The sequence below is a fragment of the Nocardioides sp. Leaf285 genome, assembly GCF_001422955.1.
Taxonomy (GTDB): domain Bacteria; phylum Actinomycetota; class Actinomycetes; order Propionibacteriales; family Nocardioidaceae; genus Nocardioides; species Nocardioides kribbensis.
In genome coordinates, this window is the sequence record NZ_LMNH01000003.1 from 145,795 (window position 1) to 162,892 (window position 17,098).

Here is a 17,098-nt window from a genome sequence, read left to right on the forward strand (position 1 = left end):
ACCGGGGCGGGTCAGACGCGCTCGAGGATCAGGGCCATGCCCTGGCCGCCGCCGACGCACATCGTGATGAGGCCGGTGGTCTTGTCGTGCCAGTCGAGGCTGTTGATCATCGTGTTCTGCAGCCGGGCCCCGGTCATGCCGAAGGGGTGGCCGACGGCGATGGCGCCGCCGTTGACGTTGAGGCGGTCGATGTCGATGCCCAGGTCCTGGTAGGACGGCACGACCTGGGCGGCGAAGGCCTCGTTGATCTCGACGAGGTCGATGTCGCCGATGCTCATGCCGGCGTACTTCAGGGCGTTGCGGGTGGCCTCGACGGGGCCGAGGCCCATGATCTCGGGCGACAGGCCGCTCACGCCGGTGGAGACGATGCGTGCGAGCGGGGTGAGGCCGAGCTCGGCGGCCTTGGTGTCGGACATGATGACGACCGCGGCGGCGCCGTCGTTGAGCGCGCAGCAGTTGCCGGCGGTGACCACGCCGTCGGGGCGGAAGACCGGCTTGAGGTCCTTGATCGCGTCGTAGGTGACGCCGGCGCGGGGGCCGTCGTCGGTGCTGACCACGGTGCCGTCGGGGGTCGTGACGGGAGTGATCTCGCGGGCCCAGAAGCCGTTGTCGATCGCCTTCTCGGCGAGGTTCTGCGAGCGCACGCCGAACTCGTCGAGCTCCTGGCGCGACAGGCCGCGCAGGCGGGCGACGTTCTCGGCGGTCTGGCCCATCGCGATGTAGGCGTCGGGGAGCAGGCCGTCCTCGCGCGGGTCGTGCCAGTCCACGCCGCCCTCGGCGGTCTTCGCGGTGCGCGACTGCGCGCCGTCGAAGCGCGGGTTGACGGTGTGGGGGATGTGGTCGGAGGTGCCCTTGGCGAAGCGGGAGACGGTCTCCACGCCGGCGGAGACGAAGATGTCGCCCTCGCCGGCCTTGATGGCGTGGAAGGCCATCCGGGTGGTCTGCACCGAGGAGGCGCAGTAGCGGGTGACGGTGGCGCCGGGCACGGCGTCCATGCCGTTGAGCACGTTGACGACGCGGCCCATGTTGTTGCCCGACTCGCCGCCGGGCAGGCCGCAGCCGAGGTAGAGGTCGTCGACGGTGTTGGGGTCGAGCCCCTCGATCTTGTCCAGCGCGGTCTTGACGATCAGGGCGCTGAGGTCGTCAGGACGGAAGTCCTTGAGCGAGCCCTTGTTGGCGCGCCCGATGGGGCTGCGGGCGACGGAAACGATGACGGCCTCGGGCATGCGGGACTCCGGTCTGGTGTGGGTTACTGGCGGGTAATGCTGCCGGATCCACCCTAGTCCCCTCGTCCAGCGCTCAGGCGCAGGTGAGCGCGTCGGTGACCAGCGTGAGGGTACGGGCCAGCCAGGCGCGACGCTCGTCGTCGGGGCGCAGGAGGGCGGCGGCGAGGATCCCGTCGTAGGCCGCGACCAGCGCGTCGGCCCGCTCGGTGCTGTGGGGGCGGCCCGCCGCGGCCAGGATGGCGTCGACCACGTCGACGAGGCGGGCGCGCCAGGGCGCGAGCTGCTCGGCGATCGCGGGGTCGCGGGTGGCGGCGGTGGACAGCTCGAGGCTGACGACCACGAGGTCGCGCCGGTCGACCCAGCGCTGCATCAGGGCCATCGCCAGGTCGAGCGCCGGTCCGGGTGGTGCGCCCTCGGTGCGCGGGGGTAGCGCGGCCACCTGCGCCGCGAGGTCCTCGACGTCGGCGGCCATGCTGCCGGCGACGTGCTCGGTGAGGGCGTCCCGCAGGGCCCTGCTGGTGCGCAGGTAGGCCGAGCAGCTGCCCTCGGCGATCCCGGCCTCCCGGTCCACCGCCCGGTGGGTCAGGCCGCGCAGGCCCTCGCGGGCGACCACGGCGGTCGCGGCCTCCGCCAGCTGCCGACGCCGCGGGGTCGGGTCGGGCATGGCGGCTCCTGCGGCGGGTGGTTGCGGCGGGTGGTTGCTGCGGGTGGGTACGACGGGTGGGTGTGGCGGGTGAGCGGCGACACTACCCGGCGCCGTTGCGGGCCACGGGGCTGCGGCGTACTTTCTACATCAGTAAAAGTTCTACACCTGTAGAAGGAGTCCTCATGGAACTGCTCAGCCCCGCCGCCGTCGCCGTCCTGTGGGCCGTGGTCGCCGTCGGCGTCCTCGGCGGCCTGCTCGCCGTGGGCGTCCTCGGCCACACCGTCCTGCGCCACCGCCACGTGCGCGTCGCCCGCCACCTGGGCCTGCGCGAGTACTACGGCGGGCTCGTGCTCAGCCACTGAGCGCCGCGTCTGGCAGAGTCGCCCCGTGCGTCACCTCTACGAGTGCCAGCTGCGCTGGGCCGACCTGGACCTGCTGGGCCACGTCAACAACGTGGTCTACGTCGACTACCTCCAGGAGGCCCGGGTCGACATGCTCCGGACCCACCGCCCCGCGCGGGAGGACGGCGCCGACGCGACCGCGGGCCTCGTGGAGGGACTCGTGGTGGTGCGCCACCGGGTCACCTACGTCGAGCCGCTCACCTTCCGCTTCACCCCCGTGCGCATCGAGTGCTGGGTCACCGAGGTCCGCGCGGCCACCTTCACGATGGCCTACGAGGTCTTCGACGAGACGCCCGAGGGGCGCCGCGTCTACGTGCGCGCCACGACCGTGCTGACGCCGTTCGTCTTCTCCGAGGAGCGACCCCGCCGTCTCACCGCCGCCGAGCGCGAGGTGCTGGCCGGCTTCCGGGAGGAGGGCGACGCCGTCGAGCGGCCGGCCCGCACCCCGGCGCGCGAGGAGGACCTGGGGCACTTCCCGCTCCAGGTGCGCTTCAGCGACGTCGACGTCTACGGCCACGTCAACAACGTGAAGTACTTCGAGTACCTCCAGGAGTCGCGCATCGCCATGCTGGCCCGGTTGTGGGGCGCCGCGCCGGGGGAGGACTCGCGCGCCAGCCTGGTCGTCGCGCAGATCGACGTCGACTACCGCGTGCCGATCCTCTTCCGCCCCGAGCCCTACGACGTGTGGAGCTGGTTCTCCCACGTGGGACGCAGCTCGTCGGTGGTGGAGAGCGAGATCCGCGACGGCGACACCGTGCTGGCCCGGGCCCGCGTCGTGCTGGTCTTCTTCGACACCGCCACGGGTCGCTCCGTGCAGCCGAGCGAGGAGGTGCGAGCGCCCTTGCTCGCCGCCCTCGACGGCTCCTGGACCGCGCGACAGAACGGCTGAGTCCGCCCGGGCCCTCAGCCGGCCGCCCGGAGGTCGGGCGCCGGTGCCGAGGGGGCGGGGAGGCCGATGCTCGCGTCGTGGCCGCGGAAGTTGCGCAGCCACCACGCCCAGTCCGCCGGCACCAGGCCGAAGGGGTCCTCGTGGCCCAGCTCCCGCGCGGCCCAGACCGGCCAGTGCGGGTTCGACAGGGCGGGCCGGCCCAGGAAGGCCAGGTCGATGGCCCCACTGGCGATCGCGGCCGCGGCGTTCTGCGGCACGCCGAGGTTCCAGCTCGTGGCGACGGGGATGTCCACCTCGCGCTTGATGCGGGCGGCCCGCTCGAGCATGAAGCCCCTGTCGCCGAGCGGGGGCTCGACCATGTCGTCGGTGTTGAAGCCGATGCTCACGTCGGCCAGGTCGAGCCCGTGCTCCTTCATCCAGCCGATCGCCTCGATGGAGTCCTCGATCCGGATGCCGTCGGGGTGCAGGTCGTCGACCCCCAGACGCATGGTGAGCGGGTACTCCTCGGGCCAGACCTCGCGGACGGCGTCGAGGGCCTCGAGCAGGAAGCGCGCCCGGTTGCGCACGCTGCCGCCGTACTCGTCGGTGCGCTGGTTGGCCAGCGGGGAGAAGAAGCTCGCGGCCAGGTAGCCGTGGGCGAAGTGCATCTCCAGCCACTGGTAGCCGGCGTCGAGGGCGCGCCGCGCGGCGTCGGCGTAGCTGCGGTGCAGGTCGGCGATCTCGGCGACGGTGAGCGGGTGGACGGGGTAGGAGTGGTCGCCGCCGTAGGGGATCGCGTCGGGGGCCACGCAGGTCCAGCCGTCGGGGTGGTCGGGCGGCAGCGCCTTCCACGAGCCCTGCTCGTTGACGCCCTTGTGGGGCGGCAGCTCGCTGCCCTTGCGTCCGGTGTGGCCCAGCTGGATCCCGGGCACCGCCCCCATCCGGCGGATCATCGCGGTGACCCGTGCGTGCCCCTCGACCTGCTCGTCGCTCCACAGGCCCGCGCACGACGTCGTGGTGCGGCCGTCGGGGGTGATGGCGACCTGCTCGGGGAAGACCAGCCCGAAGCCCCCGGCGGCCCGGGCGCCGAGGTACATCGTGTGGTAATCGTCCATGCGGCCGTCGACAGAGTTGTACATCGTCATCGGTGACATCACGATGCGGTTGCGCAGCGTCACGCCCTTCAGTGCGTACGGCGAGAACAGGTCGGCCATGGGTGCCCCTCGGTCCGGCGGTCGGTGGACCTGCAGTCGACCACCCGTGCCGCCGCCCGGGTGTTTCGCCCGTGGCCGGCCCCCGTCACGTTTCCCTCACGGCCTCACGGCCTCACCGACACAGCCCCGGCCGGGGTCGCGCCCGGGGCGACGGGTGGGTCAGGGGCGCGGGCGGACGCCCGCGAGGTCGGGCTGGTCGCGCAGCCGGCGCAGCCCGCGGTGGCGGGCCACCCGCACCGCGACGGCGCTGATGCCGAGGGCCTGGGCCGTGGTGGCGACGTCGAGCCCGACGACCTCGGTGCAGGCCACGACGTCGCGCTCGCGCGGCGGCAGCCGCTGGAGCACCTGCCGCGCCCAGTCGATCGCCACGCGCGACTCCTCGGGACCCTCGTGGTGGCTCGTCTCGGGCGGGTCCTCGGTGGGGGTGGTGCCGCGGCGGGCGCTGCGCCGGTGCAGGTTCAGCCCGACCCGGCGCGCGATCCCGAAGAGCCATCCCGCGAACTCCTCGTCGTCACCGTCGAACTCCGCGATCCGGCGCGCGGCCACCAGCCAGGCCTCCGCCGCGACGTCGTCGGCGCTGACGGCGGCGTCGCCGGTGGGGCGGGTGCCGAGCCACACCACGAGACGCCCGGCGTGGGCGCGGTAGAGCGCACGCCAGGCCTCGGCGTCGCCCGTGCGGGCACGCCGGACGAGGTCGTCGGTGGGGGTCGTCACCCGAGCGGCCCCGCGTCGCCGACGGAGGTCCGCAGGGGGCCTCGGACGGAGGCGCCGACCGAGGCGCTGGCAGAGGCGCTGGCGGAGGCGCTGACCGACGGCTTCCCGGTCGTCTTCCCGCCCGGCGGGCGGCTCCCGGCTCCGGGAGCGATGTCGGAGGGTGTGGGGAGGTTGCTGGGCGTCGGCACCGACGAGCCGGGCGGTGACGTGCCGGGGGACCCGCCCGGCGACGTCGACCCCGACGGCCGCGGCGACCCGGCGCCGTCGTCCTGAGACTGCGACGGCGGCGCCGGGCTGCTCCCGCTCCCAGGTCCAGGGGGACCACCTGGGCGCGTCGCCCCGCCGGTGGTCGGCGACGGGGACGGTGTGGTGCCGGGCGTGCCCGGGGCGCTCGGCGACGGGGACGGGCCGGGCTCCGGCTCGCCGAGGGGTGAGCCGCCCGGGAGCGCGCCGGCCAGCCAGGCGGTCGCGGTGAGCACCGCGGCCGCCAGGGCGGTCACGACCGCGACCCGCCAGCCGCTGCGCGGCAGGTCGCTCGTGCCCGTCGCCCCGCTCTCCCGGGCGAGGAGGGCCAGCTGCTCCACGAACCAGTCCTCGGGCTCGAGGTCGGGCGCCGGGACCCGCAGGTCGCGTCGGTCCATCTCGCCTCCTCGGCTCGGGCTGGGTGCTGCGCCGGCACCCCCTACCTGTCACGGCGGCGGGGCGGCGTTACACGGTGCGGTCCCCGAACCTAGATCGTCGTGCGCTCCCGCGGGGGACTTCACTCCAAGGTGTTGACCATGAACTGGGCGGCGTGGGTGACGTACTCCCAGAACTGCGCGTCCTGCTCCGGGGTGAGGTCGACCGCGTCGAGCCCGGCGCGGAAGTGGGTCAGCCAGTGGTCGCGGGCCTCGGGGGTCACGGCGAAGGGCGCGTGGCGCATGCGCAGGCGCGGGTGACCTCGGGTGTCGGAGTAGGTGGTCGGGCCGCCCCAGTACTGCACGAGGAAGAGCAGGAAGCGCTCCTCCGCCGGCCCGAGGTCCTCCTCGGGGTAGAGCGGGCGCAGCACCTCGTCCTCGGCGACGCCCTCGTAGAACGTCGCCACGATGCGCCGCATCGTCTCGAGGCCGCCGATCTCGTCGTAGAACGTCACGGGACCATCCTCGCGCCTCGGGCCGGCGGGCGGCTCACTCGGGGGCCTGCTGGCCCGCCGCGGCCGCCCTCTGCTCCTCGCGGTGCCACACCACGCGCTGGGGGAAGGGGATCTCGATGCCCTCGTGGTCGAAGCGCGCCTTGATGCGCTGGCGCATCTCGCGGGCGATGGCCCACTGCTCGCCGGGGGCCGTCTTGAGCGCGACCCGCACCGAGATCCCGTCGATCCCGAGGTCCTGGACGCCCCAGACCGACGGCTCCTCGATCACGCGCCCCGTGAAGTCCTCGTCCTCCCACACGTCGTGGGCCACGTCCTCGAGCACGCGGCGGACCTTGACCAGGTCCTCCTGGTAGCCGACCTGGATGTCGAGCACCGTGCGCGCCCAGTTCTGGCTCATGTTGCCCACGCGCAGGATCTCGCCGTTGCGGACGTACCAGACGGTGCCGTTGATGTCGCGCAGTCGCGTGACCCGCAGGCTGACCGCCTCGACCACGCCCACGGCCTCGCCGAGGTCGACCTCGTCGCCCACGCCGTACTGGTCCTCGAAGATCATGAAGATGCCGGACAGGAAGTCCTTGACCAGCGACTGGGCGCCGAAGCCGATGGCGACGCCGAGGATCCCGGCGCTGGCGATGATGGGGGCGATGTTGACGCCGATCTCGCTCAGCATCATGGTGCCGACGACGGCGAGCACCAGCCCGGTGATGATCGACTTGAGCAGGCTGCCCATGGTCTTGGCCCGCTGCACCCGGCGCGTGCTCGCGGCGACGTCGGTGCGGGTGGGCGCGCCACCCGCCTTGCCGCCCCGGCCGTGGATGCGCGAGAGGCGCCCGACCCGGTCGGGCAGCACGCCGTCGGCGGCGCGCAGCACGATCCGGTCGACCGCGCGGTGGGCCAGCCAGCGGATCACCAGGCCGAGGACGAAGAGGCCGACCAGGGCCGAGGGCTTGCCGATGACGAGGTCGGAGATCCGGGCCAGGGTGTCGTTGTCGGTCTGGTCGAGCACGAAGTCGCAGACCTGTTGGCCTTCTTCGCAGGGGGACGTGGCAAGAGCGGACATGGCGCCCAGTAAACACACGTCACCGGGAGTCCTCGACCCGGCGGAGGGGGCTCGTCACCACCCCACCCACCCGTACGCCGTGCCTGCGGCCCGCGCCGCCGGCGGATGTGACCCAGTCGACCCGGTCCGCGTCCGGGTGGGCGTCGGCGAGCCGATATCCTCGTGGTGTGACGCATCACCTCGCCGCCCTGCTCCGTCGGTCCGCCGTGGTCGGCACGACCGCCCTCGTCGGTGTGCTCGGGGGCGTGGCCCTGGCCGGCCCGGCCTCCGCCGACGTGCCGGTTGGCTGGTCCGACCCCGACGCGGTCGACCCGCTGCACGCGATCCTCGTGCTCGGCGGCATCCCGCTCCTCATGCTGATCGCCCTCGTGGCGATGATCTACGTGCCGCCGCTGGTGCGGGGCGAGCGGATCGCCCCGGGGGCCCCGCCGGTGCAGAACCAGTGGATCGGCGGTCCCCGCAAGACCACCGCCGAGCTGGCCGCCCCCGACACCGACGAGTCGCAGGCCGGTGGCGCACGTGCCCGCTGGTGACCCGTTCTCCCACGCCGAGCGCGCCGCGCTCGACGAGGCCGTGCGTCGTGCCGAGGAGCTGAGCCGGGTCGAGTTCTCGGTCTTCGTCGGCAACGTCGAGGGCGAGTCGCGGGCCTTCGCCACGCGGCTGCACAACTCCCTGGTCGCCCCCTCCCGCAGTGTGCTGATCATGGTCGACCCGACGCTGCGCGTGCTGGAGATCGTCACCGGCGGCTACGTGCGCCGCACGCTGTCGGACAAGCAGGTCGAGCTGGTCGCGCTGCACATGCAGGCCGACTTCGCCACGGGCGACCTCGTGGGCGGCCTGCGCGCCGGCATCCGGATGCTCGCCGACTACGCCCGCCCGCAGAACACGCTGCACGCCGGCGCCTGATCGCAGCTAGAGCACCGCTCGAGCACCGCCTGAGCACGCAGAAGGCCCCCACCGCGACGCGGTGGGGGCCTTCTGCACGCTGGCCGGGGGTCAGCCCCGGGCGTCGCGCTCCTGGGCGGCGAGGGCGCGGGCGACGTCGGCGCGGCCCTCCGCGACGTAGCGCTTGGCGGCCGGGGGAGCCGGGGTGCGCTCGAGCCAGGCGTCGGCCCGGTCGAGCAGCTCCTGGCTGGCCAGCTGGCGGGGGAACATCGCCTCGAGCGCGGTCGACGCGCGCTTGTTGCCCAGGCGGTCCCACACCTCGTCGGCGGCGGCGAGGTAGCGCTCGACGTAGGGCGCGAGCACGTCGTCCTGGCCCGAGCGCTGGAACGACATCGCCACCGAGCGCTGCGTCTCGTTGGGGGTCTCGGTGGAGACCATCGCGACCTCCCAGGCCTCGGCCTTGGCCTCCGCGGTGGGCCGGGCGGCCCGGGCGGCGGCGGCGTGCTCCTGGCCCGAGATCGTGCGGTCCCGCTCGAGCTCGGCCTCGATGCGGTCCCCGGCGTTGCCGGAGGCGGCCAGCGAGGTGACCAGCGACCAGCGCAGGTCCTGGTCGACGGCGAGACCGTCGATCTCCAGGCCCCCGTCGAGCAGGGCCTCGACGTCACCGACGGCCTGCTCGGAGCGGGCCGCGGCGGCGTAGGAGCGGGCGAAGGTGAGCTGGGCGTCGCTGCCGGGCTCGGCGGCCAGCACCAGCTCGCGCAGGCCCGACTCCCAGCGCGAGCGCAGCTCGTCGCGGTGCTCGGGGGCGGAGAAGGTCGACACGGCCTGGGCGGCGTAGGTGGGGATCCGGCTGACGCCCCAGGCGTCGGTCTCGGCGCCGATGTTGGCCAGGACCAGGGTCACGAAGTCGCGCGCGGCCATCTCGGCGTCGCGGGTCATGTCCCAGGTCGCGCCCCACACCAGCGCGCGGGCCAGGGAGTCGTCGAGCTTGGAGAGCCCGTCGACCACGGTGGCCAGGGAGCGCTCGTCGAGGCGGATCTTGGCGTAGGTGAGGTCGCCGTCGTTGAGCAGCAGCAGGTCGGGCTGGGTCTCGCCGACGAGCTCGGGGATCTCGGTGAGCTCGCCCTCGACGTCGACCTCGACGGTGCGGCGCAGCACCAGGCGACCGTCGCGGTCGTCGTAGAGGCCGATGCCGAGGCGGTGGCGGCGCAGGGTGGGCCAGTCGGGGTGGGCGCTCTGGCGCACGGCCAGGCGGGTGTAGGCGCCCTCGCCGTCGAGCGTGAACTCGGGGGTCAGCGTGTTGACGCCCGCGGTCTGCAGCCACTCCTTGGCCCAGCCCGCCAGCTCGCGGCCCGAGGCCTTCTCGAGCGCGGCGAGCAGGTCCTTGAACTCGGAGTTGCCGTAGGCGTGGTCCTTGAAGTACTGCCGCAGACCGGCCATGAAGTCGTCGAGCCCGACCCAGGCCACCAGCTGCTTGAGCACCGAGGCGCCCTTGGCGTAGGTGATCATGTCGAAGTTGACCTCGACGGCCTGCAGGTCGACGTTGTCGGCCGCGATCGGGTGGGTCGAGGGCATCTGGTCCTGGCGGTAGCCGGTCTGCTTGCGCGCGTTGGCGAAGCCGGTCCAGGAGTCGGTGTACTCGGTGGCCTCGACCTCGGCGTGGTAGCAGGCCCACTCCGCGAAGGACTCGTTGAGCCAGAGGTCGTCCCACCACTTCATGGTCACGAGGTCGCCGAACCACATGTGGGCCATCTCGTGCAGGATCACCGAGCAGCGGAACTCGTAGAACGAGCGCGGCTGGCGGCTGCGGGGGAGGTACTCGTCGCGCAGCGTCACGCAGCCGGCGTTCTCCATCGCGCCCATGTTGTACTCCGGCACGTAGAGCTGGTCGTACTTGCCGAAGGGGTAGGGGAAGTCGAAGGCCTCCTCGAAGAACTCGAAGCCCTGCCTGGTCAGCTTCACCAGCTCCTCGCGGTCGAGGTGCTCGACCAGCGACTGGCGGCAGTAGTGGCCCAGCGGGATGTCGCCGTGCTTGCCCTGGTAGACGTCCTGGACCTCGTGGTACTCACCGGCCACGAGCGCGGTGATGTAGGTGGACATGCGCTTGGTGGGCTCGAACTCCCAGCGCGCCGTGCCGTCGCCGAGGGCGGTGGGGGCGGGCGTGGGGGAGTTGGAGACGACCTTCCACTGCTCGGGGGCGCGGACGACGAAGGTGAAGACCGACTTCAGGTCGGGCTGCTCGAAGGTCGTGAACACCCGGCGGGCGTCGGGCACCTCGAACTGCGAGTAGAGGTAGACCCGGTCGTCGACGGGGTCGACGAAGCGGTGCAGGCCCTCGCCGGTGCGCGAGTAGGTGCAGTCGGCCACCACCACGAGGGTGTTGGTCGCCGCCAGCCCGCTGAGCGCGATGCGGCTGTCGGCGTAGGCCGTCGCGGGGTCGAGCGGCTCGCCGTTGAGCGTGATGCTGTGCACCGTCGCGTCGACGAGGTCGGCGAAGGTCTCGGCACCGGGCTCGGAGCAGGTGAACTCGATCGTGGTGGTGGAGGCGAAGGTGGTCTCGCTCGTCGTGAGGTCCAGGTCGACGGAGTACGACGAGACGTCCAGGAGGGCGGCGCGGGTGGCGGCCTCGTCCCGGGTCAGGTTGGTTCCAGGCATGCGCCGCATCCTGCCACCGGCGCGCGGGGTGACGTGCATCGCACCGTGCCGCAGGGTGCTCCACGGTGACGCCGGAGGGGCCTGAGAGGCCGCCGGGACGCGTGGGACGAATGTGAAAATTTGTGACGCACCGGCGTGTCGGTGCTTGACGTGGTGTTACATAGCGCCCCGTGACTCGGCTGCTGCACCACCTCCGACCCGTCCTCGTGGGGTTCGTCGCGCTCGCGGCGGCCCTGGTCGTGCTCCCCGCGGTCTCGGTGCCACCGGCCGCGGCGGCCTCGACGTACCTGTGCACCGGCTACGCCTCGTGCAAGGACGCCGGCTACTCCCACCACGGCTACCGCACCGAGGGCAAGAAGATGTGGTGGCAGATGTACTCCGGCCACAACTGCACCAACTACGTCGCCTACCGGATGGTGCAGGCGGGGATGTCGACCACGCGGCCCTGGGTCGGCGGCGGCAACGCGGAGTACTGGGGCGAGCACCTCGAGGGCCGCACCGACCAGACCCCGATGGTCGGCGCCGTGGCGTGGTGGAAGGCCGACGTGCCGGGCGCCGGGTCGTCGGGCCACGTGGCCTACGTCGAGCGCGTCATCTCCGCCACCGAGATCGTGATCTCCGAGGACAGCTGGGGCGGCGACTTCCACTGGCGTCGCATGACCAAGGGCACCGGGTGGCCCTCGGGCTTCATCCACCTGGCCGACAAGGCCGTGGAGACCACCACCCCGGTCGACACCGAGGGTGCCGCACGGGTGGGGGAGCGGCTCACCGCCCGGACCGGCACGTGGAAGCCCGCGGCGTCGGTGGCCGTGCAGTGGCTGCGCGACGGCAAGGCGATCGCCGGGGCCACCTCGCGCACCTTCACCCCGACCCCGGCGGTGCTGGGCCACCGGCTCAGCGTGCGCGTGACCGCGAAGAAGCGCGGCTACAAGACCGGTGTCGTGCGGTCGGGGTCGACGATGAAGGTGCGCCGCGGGATCCTCGCCAACCCCTCCGCGCCCGACCTGTCGGGCACGCCGCGGGTCGGGGAGACCCTGGCCGCGGTGCGCGGCTCCTTCTCCCCGCGCCCCGACGCCACGACCGTGCAGTGGTACGCCGACGGCAAGCCGCTCGCCGACGCCACCACTGGGCGCCTCGAGCTGCGCCCCGGCCTGGTCGGCCGCACGGTCACCGCCACGGTGCGGGCCGTGCGCGAGGGCTACCGCCCGCTGGTGGTGGCCGCCGACCCGACCACGGTGCAGCGCGGCCGGATCGGGACCGACGGGACCTTCGCGGTCACCGGCACCACGCGGGTCGGCGAGCGGCTGCGCGTGGAGCGCGGCGCCACCACCCCGCGCGACGCCGACGTCACCTACACCTGGGTGCGCGACGGCCGCCCGATCGACGGCGGCAAGGGCGCGTCGTACGGCGTGCGTGCGGCCGACGCCGGGGCCACCCTGGCGGTCCGTGCCCGGGTCACCCGCCCCGGCTACGAGCCGCGCCTCCTCACCCTGCCGGCGCCCGCGCGCATCACCACCCGACCCGGGGTCGACGTCGACCCGGTCGGCGGCCCGCGCCGCGCGGTCGTCGCGGTGCGCGTGGCCGCCCCGGGCGTGCCCGAGCCCGGCGGGCGGGTGACGGTGAGGATCGGCACCCACGAGGAGTCGGCGCGGCTGGTCGCCGGGCGGGCCAGGCTGGTGCTGACGGGGCTCGGCGCGGGGCGCAAGCGGGTCCGTGTGCTCTACTCCGGCACGCCCGTGGTCGAGGCGCGCCGCGTGGTCGACGCCGTGCGGGTCACGCGCTGAGCCCGCTGCGGCCGCGCGCGGCCGCAGCGGGGCGGAATGTTTCGGCCGCCCGGAGCCTTGGCCCGTCATGACCACCAAGGCTGACTTCTGGTTCGACCCGCTGTGCCCCTTCGCCTGGATCACCTCGCGCTGGATCCTGGAGGTGGAGCAGGTGCGCGACATCGAGGTGACCTGGCGCGTGATGAGCCTGGGCTACCTCAACCAGGACAAGGACATCCCCGAGGAGTACCGCGAGGCCCTCAAGGACGCCTGGGGCCCGGTCCGCGTCGTGACGGCGGTGGAGCAGGCGCACGGGCGCGAGCAGCTGCTGCCCCTCTACACCGCGATGGGCACCCGGATCCACAACGAGGGGCGCGGCGTCAGCAAGGAGGTCGTCTCCGAGGCCCTGGTCGAGGTCGGGCTGCCGGCCGAGCTGGTCGAGGCCTTCGACGACGCCGGCTACGACGAGGCGGTCAAGGCCTCGCACCACCTGGGCATGGACCAGGTCGGCGACGAGGTCGGCACGCCGACCATCGCGATCGAGGGCGCTGCCTTCTTCGGGCCCGTCCTGTCGTCGATCCCGCGCGGCGAGGAGGCCGGGAAGATCTGGGACGGCGCCGTCGCGATGGCGTCCTACCCCTACTTCTTCGAGCTGAAGCGCTCGCGGACGGCGGAGCTCGACTTCAGCTGATCGTCCGGCGGGTCGTTGGGCCTGTCGGCTCGACCTGTGGTGCGCGTGTGACGCATGATGTTTCGTGATGTCTCACGCTGATGCAGGTCGCCGCAAGCTGCTCATCGCCGCCGGAGCGGGGGTGGTGGCCGTGCCGGCCATCGCCGCCCTCGCCCGCTGGGGCCCCGGCCAGGAGCCGACGACCCCGGACGGACGGCTCATGCTCTCGGCCGACGACGGCTCCGACGTCGGCGAGCTCGAGGTCGCCCTCGACGACCGACGGCTGCGCCCGGTCGACGCCTCGGGGCGCGTCGTGCAGGACGACGGCGGCGCCGGTGCCCCCTCGGGTCGCCGCGTCGCCGGCGCCGAGACCTGGAGCACCGGCCCGCTGGAGACCACGTCGTTCGCGATGCTGGGCCTCACCTGGCGCGGCAGCGACCCGGTGCTGCGGGTGCGGACCCGCAGCGGTGGTGCCTGGGCCCCCTGGCGCTCGACCCCCGCGCTGGCCGACGGCCCCGACGCCGGCGTCGAGGGCGACAGCTCGCTGCGCGCCACCGACGTGACCTGGGTCGGCCGCTGCGACGGGGTCGAGGTGGCCGTCGACGGCCCCCGCCCCGAGGACCTGCGCCTGGTGCTGCTCGACCCCGCCGGTCGTCCGACCGACGCCAGCGTCGTGCCCGACGAGCCGCCCACGACCGCCGCCGGCGGGTCCTCCGGCGCCTCCACCGTCTCCGCGACCGTCTCGTCGACCGTGTCCGCGCGGGCCGACGACGGCGCCGACGACCCGGGCGTGGTGCCCGCGGCGAGCACGGCCACGCTGTGGCCCAAGCTCTACTCGCGCAAGACCTGGGGCGCCGACGAGTCCTGGCGCAGCGGCACGCCGACGCGCAACGCCACGCTCCAGCAGGTGCACGTGCACCACACCGTCAACGCCAACGACTACTCCAGGGCCGAGACCCCGGCCCTGCTGCGCGGCATGTACCGCTACCACACCAAGTCGCTGGGCTGGTCCGACATCGGCTACAACTTCCTCGTCGACCGCTTCGGCCGGATCTGGGTCGGACGCGCCGGCGGCCCGGGCCGCAACGTGCGCGGGGCGCACACCCTGGGCTTCAACGACACCTCCACCGGCGTCTCGGTCATCGGCAACTTCGAGACCGCGCGGCCCTCCAAGGCGGTCATCTTCGCCGTCACGCGGGTCGCGGCCTGGAAGCTGGAGATGCACGGACGCAAGCCCGCGGGCACCGCCACGGTGCGCTCCACCGGCAGCGACCGCTACTCCGCGGGCGCCACGGTGAAGCTCCCGGTGATCGACGGCCACCGCGACACCAACGACACCGCCTGCCCCGGCTCGCTCCTGTACGCCCAGCTGCCGCTCATCCGCAAGCGCACCCGCAGGCGGATCGCGCGCTTCAAGGACGGCACCCTCGGGGCCTGACCCCGGCCCCGGGCCGGGTGCTCCCTAGGATCACCCCATGAGCACCGTGCTGTCCGCAGTCGCCTGGCCCTACGCCAACGGCCCCCGCCACATCGGCCACGTCGCAGGGTTCGGCGTGCCCTCCGACGTCTTCTCCCGCTACATGCGGATGGCCGGCCACGAGGTGCTCATGGTCTCCGGCACCGACGAGCACGGCACCCCCATCCTCATCGCCGCCGACGAGGCCGGGGTGAGCCCCCAGGAGCTCGCCGACCGCAACCACCGCGTCATCGCCGAGGACCTCTGCGCGCTCGGCGTCAGCTACGACCTCTACACCCGCACCAGCACCCGCAACCACCACGCGGTGGTGCAGGAGCTCTTCCTCGGCGTGCACGCCAACGGCTACTTCGTCGAGCAGACCACCTACGGCGCCATCTCGCCGTCGACCGGCCGCACGCTGCCCGACCGCTACATCGAGGGCACCTGCCCCATCTGCGGCGCCGGCGGCGCCCGTGGCGACCAGTGCGACACCTGCGGCAACCAGCTCGACCCCCACGACCTCATCGACCCGCGCTCGAAGATCAACGGCGAGACCCCGGAGTTCGTGGAGACCCAGCACTTCTTCCTCGACCTGCCGGCCCTGGCCGAGGCCCTGGGGGAGTGGCTCGACGGCCGCGAGGCCACGGGCCTGTGGCGGCCCAACGTCATCCGCTTCAGCCAGAACATCCTCAAGGAGATCCGTCCGCGCGCCATGACGCGCGACATCGACTGGGGCATCGCGGTGCCCCTCGAGGGCTGGCGCGACAACCCCACCAAGAAGCTCTACGTGTGGTTCGACGCCGTCATCGGCTACCTCTCGGCCTCCATCGAGTGGGCGCGCCGCACCGGCGACCCGGAGGCCTGGCGCCGCTGGTGGAACGACCCGGAGGCGCTGTCGTACTACTTCATGGGCAAGGACAACATCACCTTCCACAGCCAGATCTGGCCCGCCGAGCTGCTGGCCTACTCCGGCAAGGGGAGCAAGGGCGGCGAGCCGCGCGAGTACGGCGAGCTCAACCTGCCCACCGAGGTGGTGAGCTCGGAGTTCCTCACCATGGAGGGCCGCAAGTTCTCCTCCTCCCAGCGCGTGGTCATCTACGTGCGCGACCTGCTCAGCCGCTACCAGCCCGACGCCTTCCGCTACTTCGTCGCCGCCGCGGGGCCGGAGAACCAGGACTCCGACTTCACCTGGTCGGAGTTCGTGCGCCGCACCAACGACGAGCTCGTCGCCGGGTGGGGCAACCTGGTCAACCGCACCGCCACCCTCATCGCGAAGAACTTCGGCGAGCTGCCCGCGGCCGGGCCCCTGGAGCCGGCCGACCAGCGCCTGCTCGACTCGGTGGAGGCCGCCTTCGGCGTCGTGGGTGACCTCATCGGCCGGCACCGCCAGAAGCAGGCCATCGGCGAGGCGATGCGCACCGTGGCCGAGGTCAACAAGTACGTCTCCGACACCGAGCCGTGGAAGCTGAAGGGCGAGGAGCAGCGCGAGCGCCTCGCCACCGTGCTCCACGTCGTGGCGCAGTGCGTGGCCGACCTCAACCTCGTCCTCGCCCCCTTCCTGCCGTTCTCGGCCAACGAGGTCGACAAGGCCCTCGGCGGCGCCGGCACCGTGGCCCCGATGCCGCGCCTGGAGGAGGCCGAGGACCTCGACGGAGGCGCGGGCTACCCCGTGCTCACCGGCGACTACACCGGTGTGCCGACCTGGCGGCGCCACCCGATCGCGGTCGGCACCCCGGTGGCCAAGCCCTCGCCGATCTTCACCAAGCTCGACCCGTCGGTGGTCGACGAGGAGCTCGGGCGCCTCGCGCAGGCGTGAGCCGCTAGGTTTCCGGGCATGACCGCGGGCATGTACCTCCCCACCTTCTTCGTGAAGCAGAAGTTCGCCATGACGACGAACCGCTACGAGCTCTACGCCGCCGGCCCCGACGGCTCCTTCGGGCAGCTGATGGGGCTGGCGGAGCAGAAGCGGATGGCCTTCAAGGAGGAGGTCACCTTCTACGAGGACGCCTCGAAGTCGCGGGCGGTCTTCAGCTTCAAGGCCCGCAAGCGCATCGACCTCGGCTCGGGCTACGACATCGTCGACGAGGCCCGCCAGCCGCTCGGCTTCTTCAAGAAGGACTTCGGCGCCAGCCTGATGCGCTCGACCTTCCAGATCGAGGGCCCGGGCTACGCCGGCACGGGCCAGGAGCGCAGCCAGGCCATCGCGCTCATCCGCCGCTTCACCGACATCCCCTTCCTGCCGATCCACTTCGACTTCACCACCGCCGACGGCCAGCCGCTGCTGGGCGTGGAGCGCCAGGGCTCGGTGCGCGACAAGTACACCGTGCACGTGCCCGACCAGCGCGTCGACTTCCGCGTCGCCGCGGCCGTCGCCGTGGGCCTCGACGCCCTGATGCAGCGGTAGGTCC

Annotated in this window: 16 protein-coding genes; 9 read left to right on the forward strand and 7 right to left on the reverse strand. The window is 73.0% G+C overall.

Annotated elements, in window-relative coordinates; translation table 11 throughout:
- Positions 1 to 11 precede the first annotated feature (11 nt).
- A complete protein-coding gene (locus ASF47_RS09165) occupies positions 12 to 1,226 on the reverse strand; it encodes an acetyl-CoA C-acetyltransferase (RefSeq protein WP_056863724.1) in 1,215 nt (404 codons plus the stop codon).
- Between the two features lie 73 nt (positions 1,227 to 1,299).
- Complete coding sequence (locus ASF47_RS09170) at positions 1,300 to 1,890, reverse strand: TetR/AcrR family transcriptional regulator (RefSeq protein ID WP_056863725.1); 591 nt, start codon at positions 1,888 to 1,890, stop codon at positions 1,300 to 1,302.
- Between the two features lie 164 nt (positions 1,891 to 2,054).
- Here ASF47_RS09170 and ASF47_RS09175 point away from each other — a divergent pair, with 164 nt between their 5' ends.
- Entirely contained in the window at positions 2,055 to 2,234 is a 180-nt protein-coding gene (locus ASF47_RS09175; protein ID WP_056863726.1) for a hypothetical protein, read from the forward strand.
- 25 nt (positions 2,235 to 2,259) lie between these two features.
- Positions 2,260 to 3,162 carry an acyl-CoA thioesterase gene (locus ASF47_RS09180; RefSeq protein ID WP_056863727.1) on the forward strand — a complete coding sequence of 301 codons (903 nt, stop codon included), beginning with the start codon at positions 2,260 to 2,262 and terminating at the stop codon, positions 3,160 to 3,162.
- A 14-nt stretch (positions 3,163 to 3,176) separates the two neighbouring features.
- Here ASF47_RS09180 and ASF47_RS09185 read toward each other — a convergent pair whose 3' ends face one another.
- The 4 genes from ASF47_RS09185 to ASF47_RS09205 form a co-directional block, all read right to left on the reverse strand.
- Complete coding sequence (locus tag ASF47_RS09185; protein ID WP_056863728.1) at positions 3,177 to 4,355, reverse strand: oxidoreductase; 1,179 nt, start codon at positions 4,353 to 4,355, stop codon at positions 3,177 to 3,179.
- A 159-nt stretch (positions 4,356 to 4,514) separates the two neighbouring features.
- Positions 4,515 to 5,069: an RNA polymerase sigma factor gene (locus tag ASF47_RS09190; RefSeq protein WP_056863729.1), complete on the reverse strand. Its 555-nt coding sequence runs from the start codon at positions 5,067 to 5,069 to the stop codon at positions 4,515 to 4,517.
- Positions 5,070 to 5,829: 760 nt separating this feature from the next.
- On the reverse strand, positions 5,830 to 6,201 hold the full coding sequence (locus tag ASF47_RS09200; protein ID WP_156697838.1) for a globin: 372 nt from the start codon (positions 6,199 to 6,201) through the stop codon (positions 5,830 to 5,832).
- Positions 6,202 to 6,235: 34 nt separating this feature from the next.
- The gene (locus ASF47_RS09205; RefSeq protein ID WP_082500177.1) at positions 6,236 to 7,261 is read right to left on the reverse strand and encodes a mechanosensitive ion channel family protein; all 1,026 of its coding nucleotides are present in this window, start codon (positions 7,259 to 7,261) and stop codon (positions 6,236 to 6,238) included.
- A gap of 167 nt (positions 7,262 to 7,428) precedes the next feature.
- On the opposite strand from ASF47_RS09205, the gene ASF47_RS09210 reads away from it, so the two are divergent.
- Together ASF47_RS09210 and ASF47_RS09215 are read left to right on the forward strand one after the other, a co-directional pair.
- Entirely contained in the window at positions 7,429 to 7,794 is a 366-nt protein-coding gene (locus ASF47_RS09210) for a hypothetical protein (protein ID WP_056863732.1), read from the forward strand.
- Entirely contained in the window at positions 7,781 to 8,167 is a 387-nt protein-coding gene (locus tag ASF47_RS09215; RefSeq protein ID WP_056864551.1) for a DUF5130 family protein, read from the forward strand. The genes ASF47_RS09210 and ASF47_RS09215 overlap by 14 nt, the downstream gene beginning before the upstream one ends.
- Positions 8,168 to 8,257: 90 nt before the next feature.
- Here ASF47_RS09215 and pepN read toward each other — a convergent pair whose 3' ends face one another.
- Entirely contained in the window at positions 8,258 to 10,801 is a 2,544-nt protein-coding gene (gene pepN / locus ASF47_RS09220; protein ID WP_056863733.1) for an aminopeptidase N, read from the reverse strand.
- A 170-nt stretch (positions 10,802 to 10,971) separates the two neighbouring features.
- Between pepN and ASF47_RS09225 the strand changes: the two genes are divergently transcribed.
- The 5 genes from ASF47_RS09225 (at position 10,972) to ASF47_RS09245 (ending at position 17,094) form a co-directional block, all read left to right on the forward strand.
- Complete coding sequence (locus ASF47_RS09225; protein WP_056863734.1) at positions 10,972 to 12,585, forward strand: CHAP domain-containing protein; 1,614 nt, start codon at positions 10,972 to 10,974, stop codon at positions 12,583 to 12,585.
- Positions 12,586 to 12,652: 67 nt separating this feature from the next.
- A complete protein-coding gene (locus ASF47_RS09230) occupies positions 12,653 to 13,255 on the forward strand; it encodes a mycothiol-dependent nitroreductase Rv2466c family protein (RefSeq protein ID WP_056863735.1) in 603 nt (200 codons plus the stop codon).
- A gap of 67 nt (positions 13,256 to 13,322) precedes the next feature.
- Entirely contained in the window at positions 13,323 to 14,672 is a 1,350-nt protein-coding gene (locus ASF47_RS09235) for an N-acetylmuramoyl-L-alanine amidase (RefSeq protein ID WP_082500178.1), read from the forward strand.
- Between the two features lie 37 nt (positions 14,673 to 14,709).
- Positions 14,710 to 16,506, forward strand: a complete 1,797-nt coding sequence (metG, locus tag ASF47_RS09240; RefSeq protein ID WP_056863737.1) for a methionine--tRNA ligase — start codon at positions 14,710 to 14,712, stop codon at positions 16,504 to 16,506.
- Positions 16,507 to 16,524: 18 nt separating this feature from the next.
- Positions 16,525 to 17,094: a hypothetical protein gene (locus ASF47_RS09245; protein ID WP_056863738.1), complete on the forward strand. Its 570-nt coding sequence runs from the start codon at positions 16,525 to 16,527 to the stop codon at positions 17,092 to 17,094.
- Positions 17,095 to 17,098: the final 4 nt, after the last annotated feature.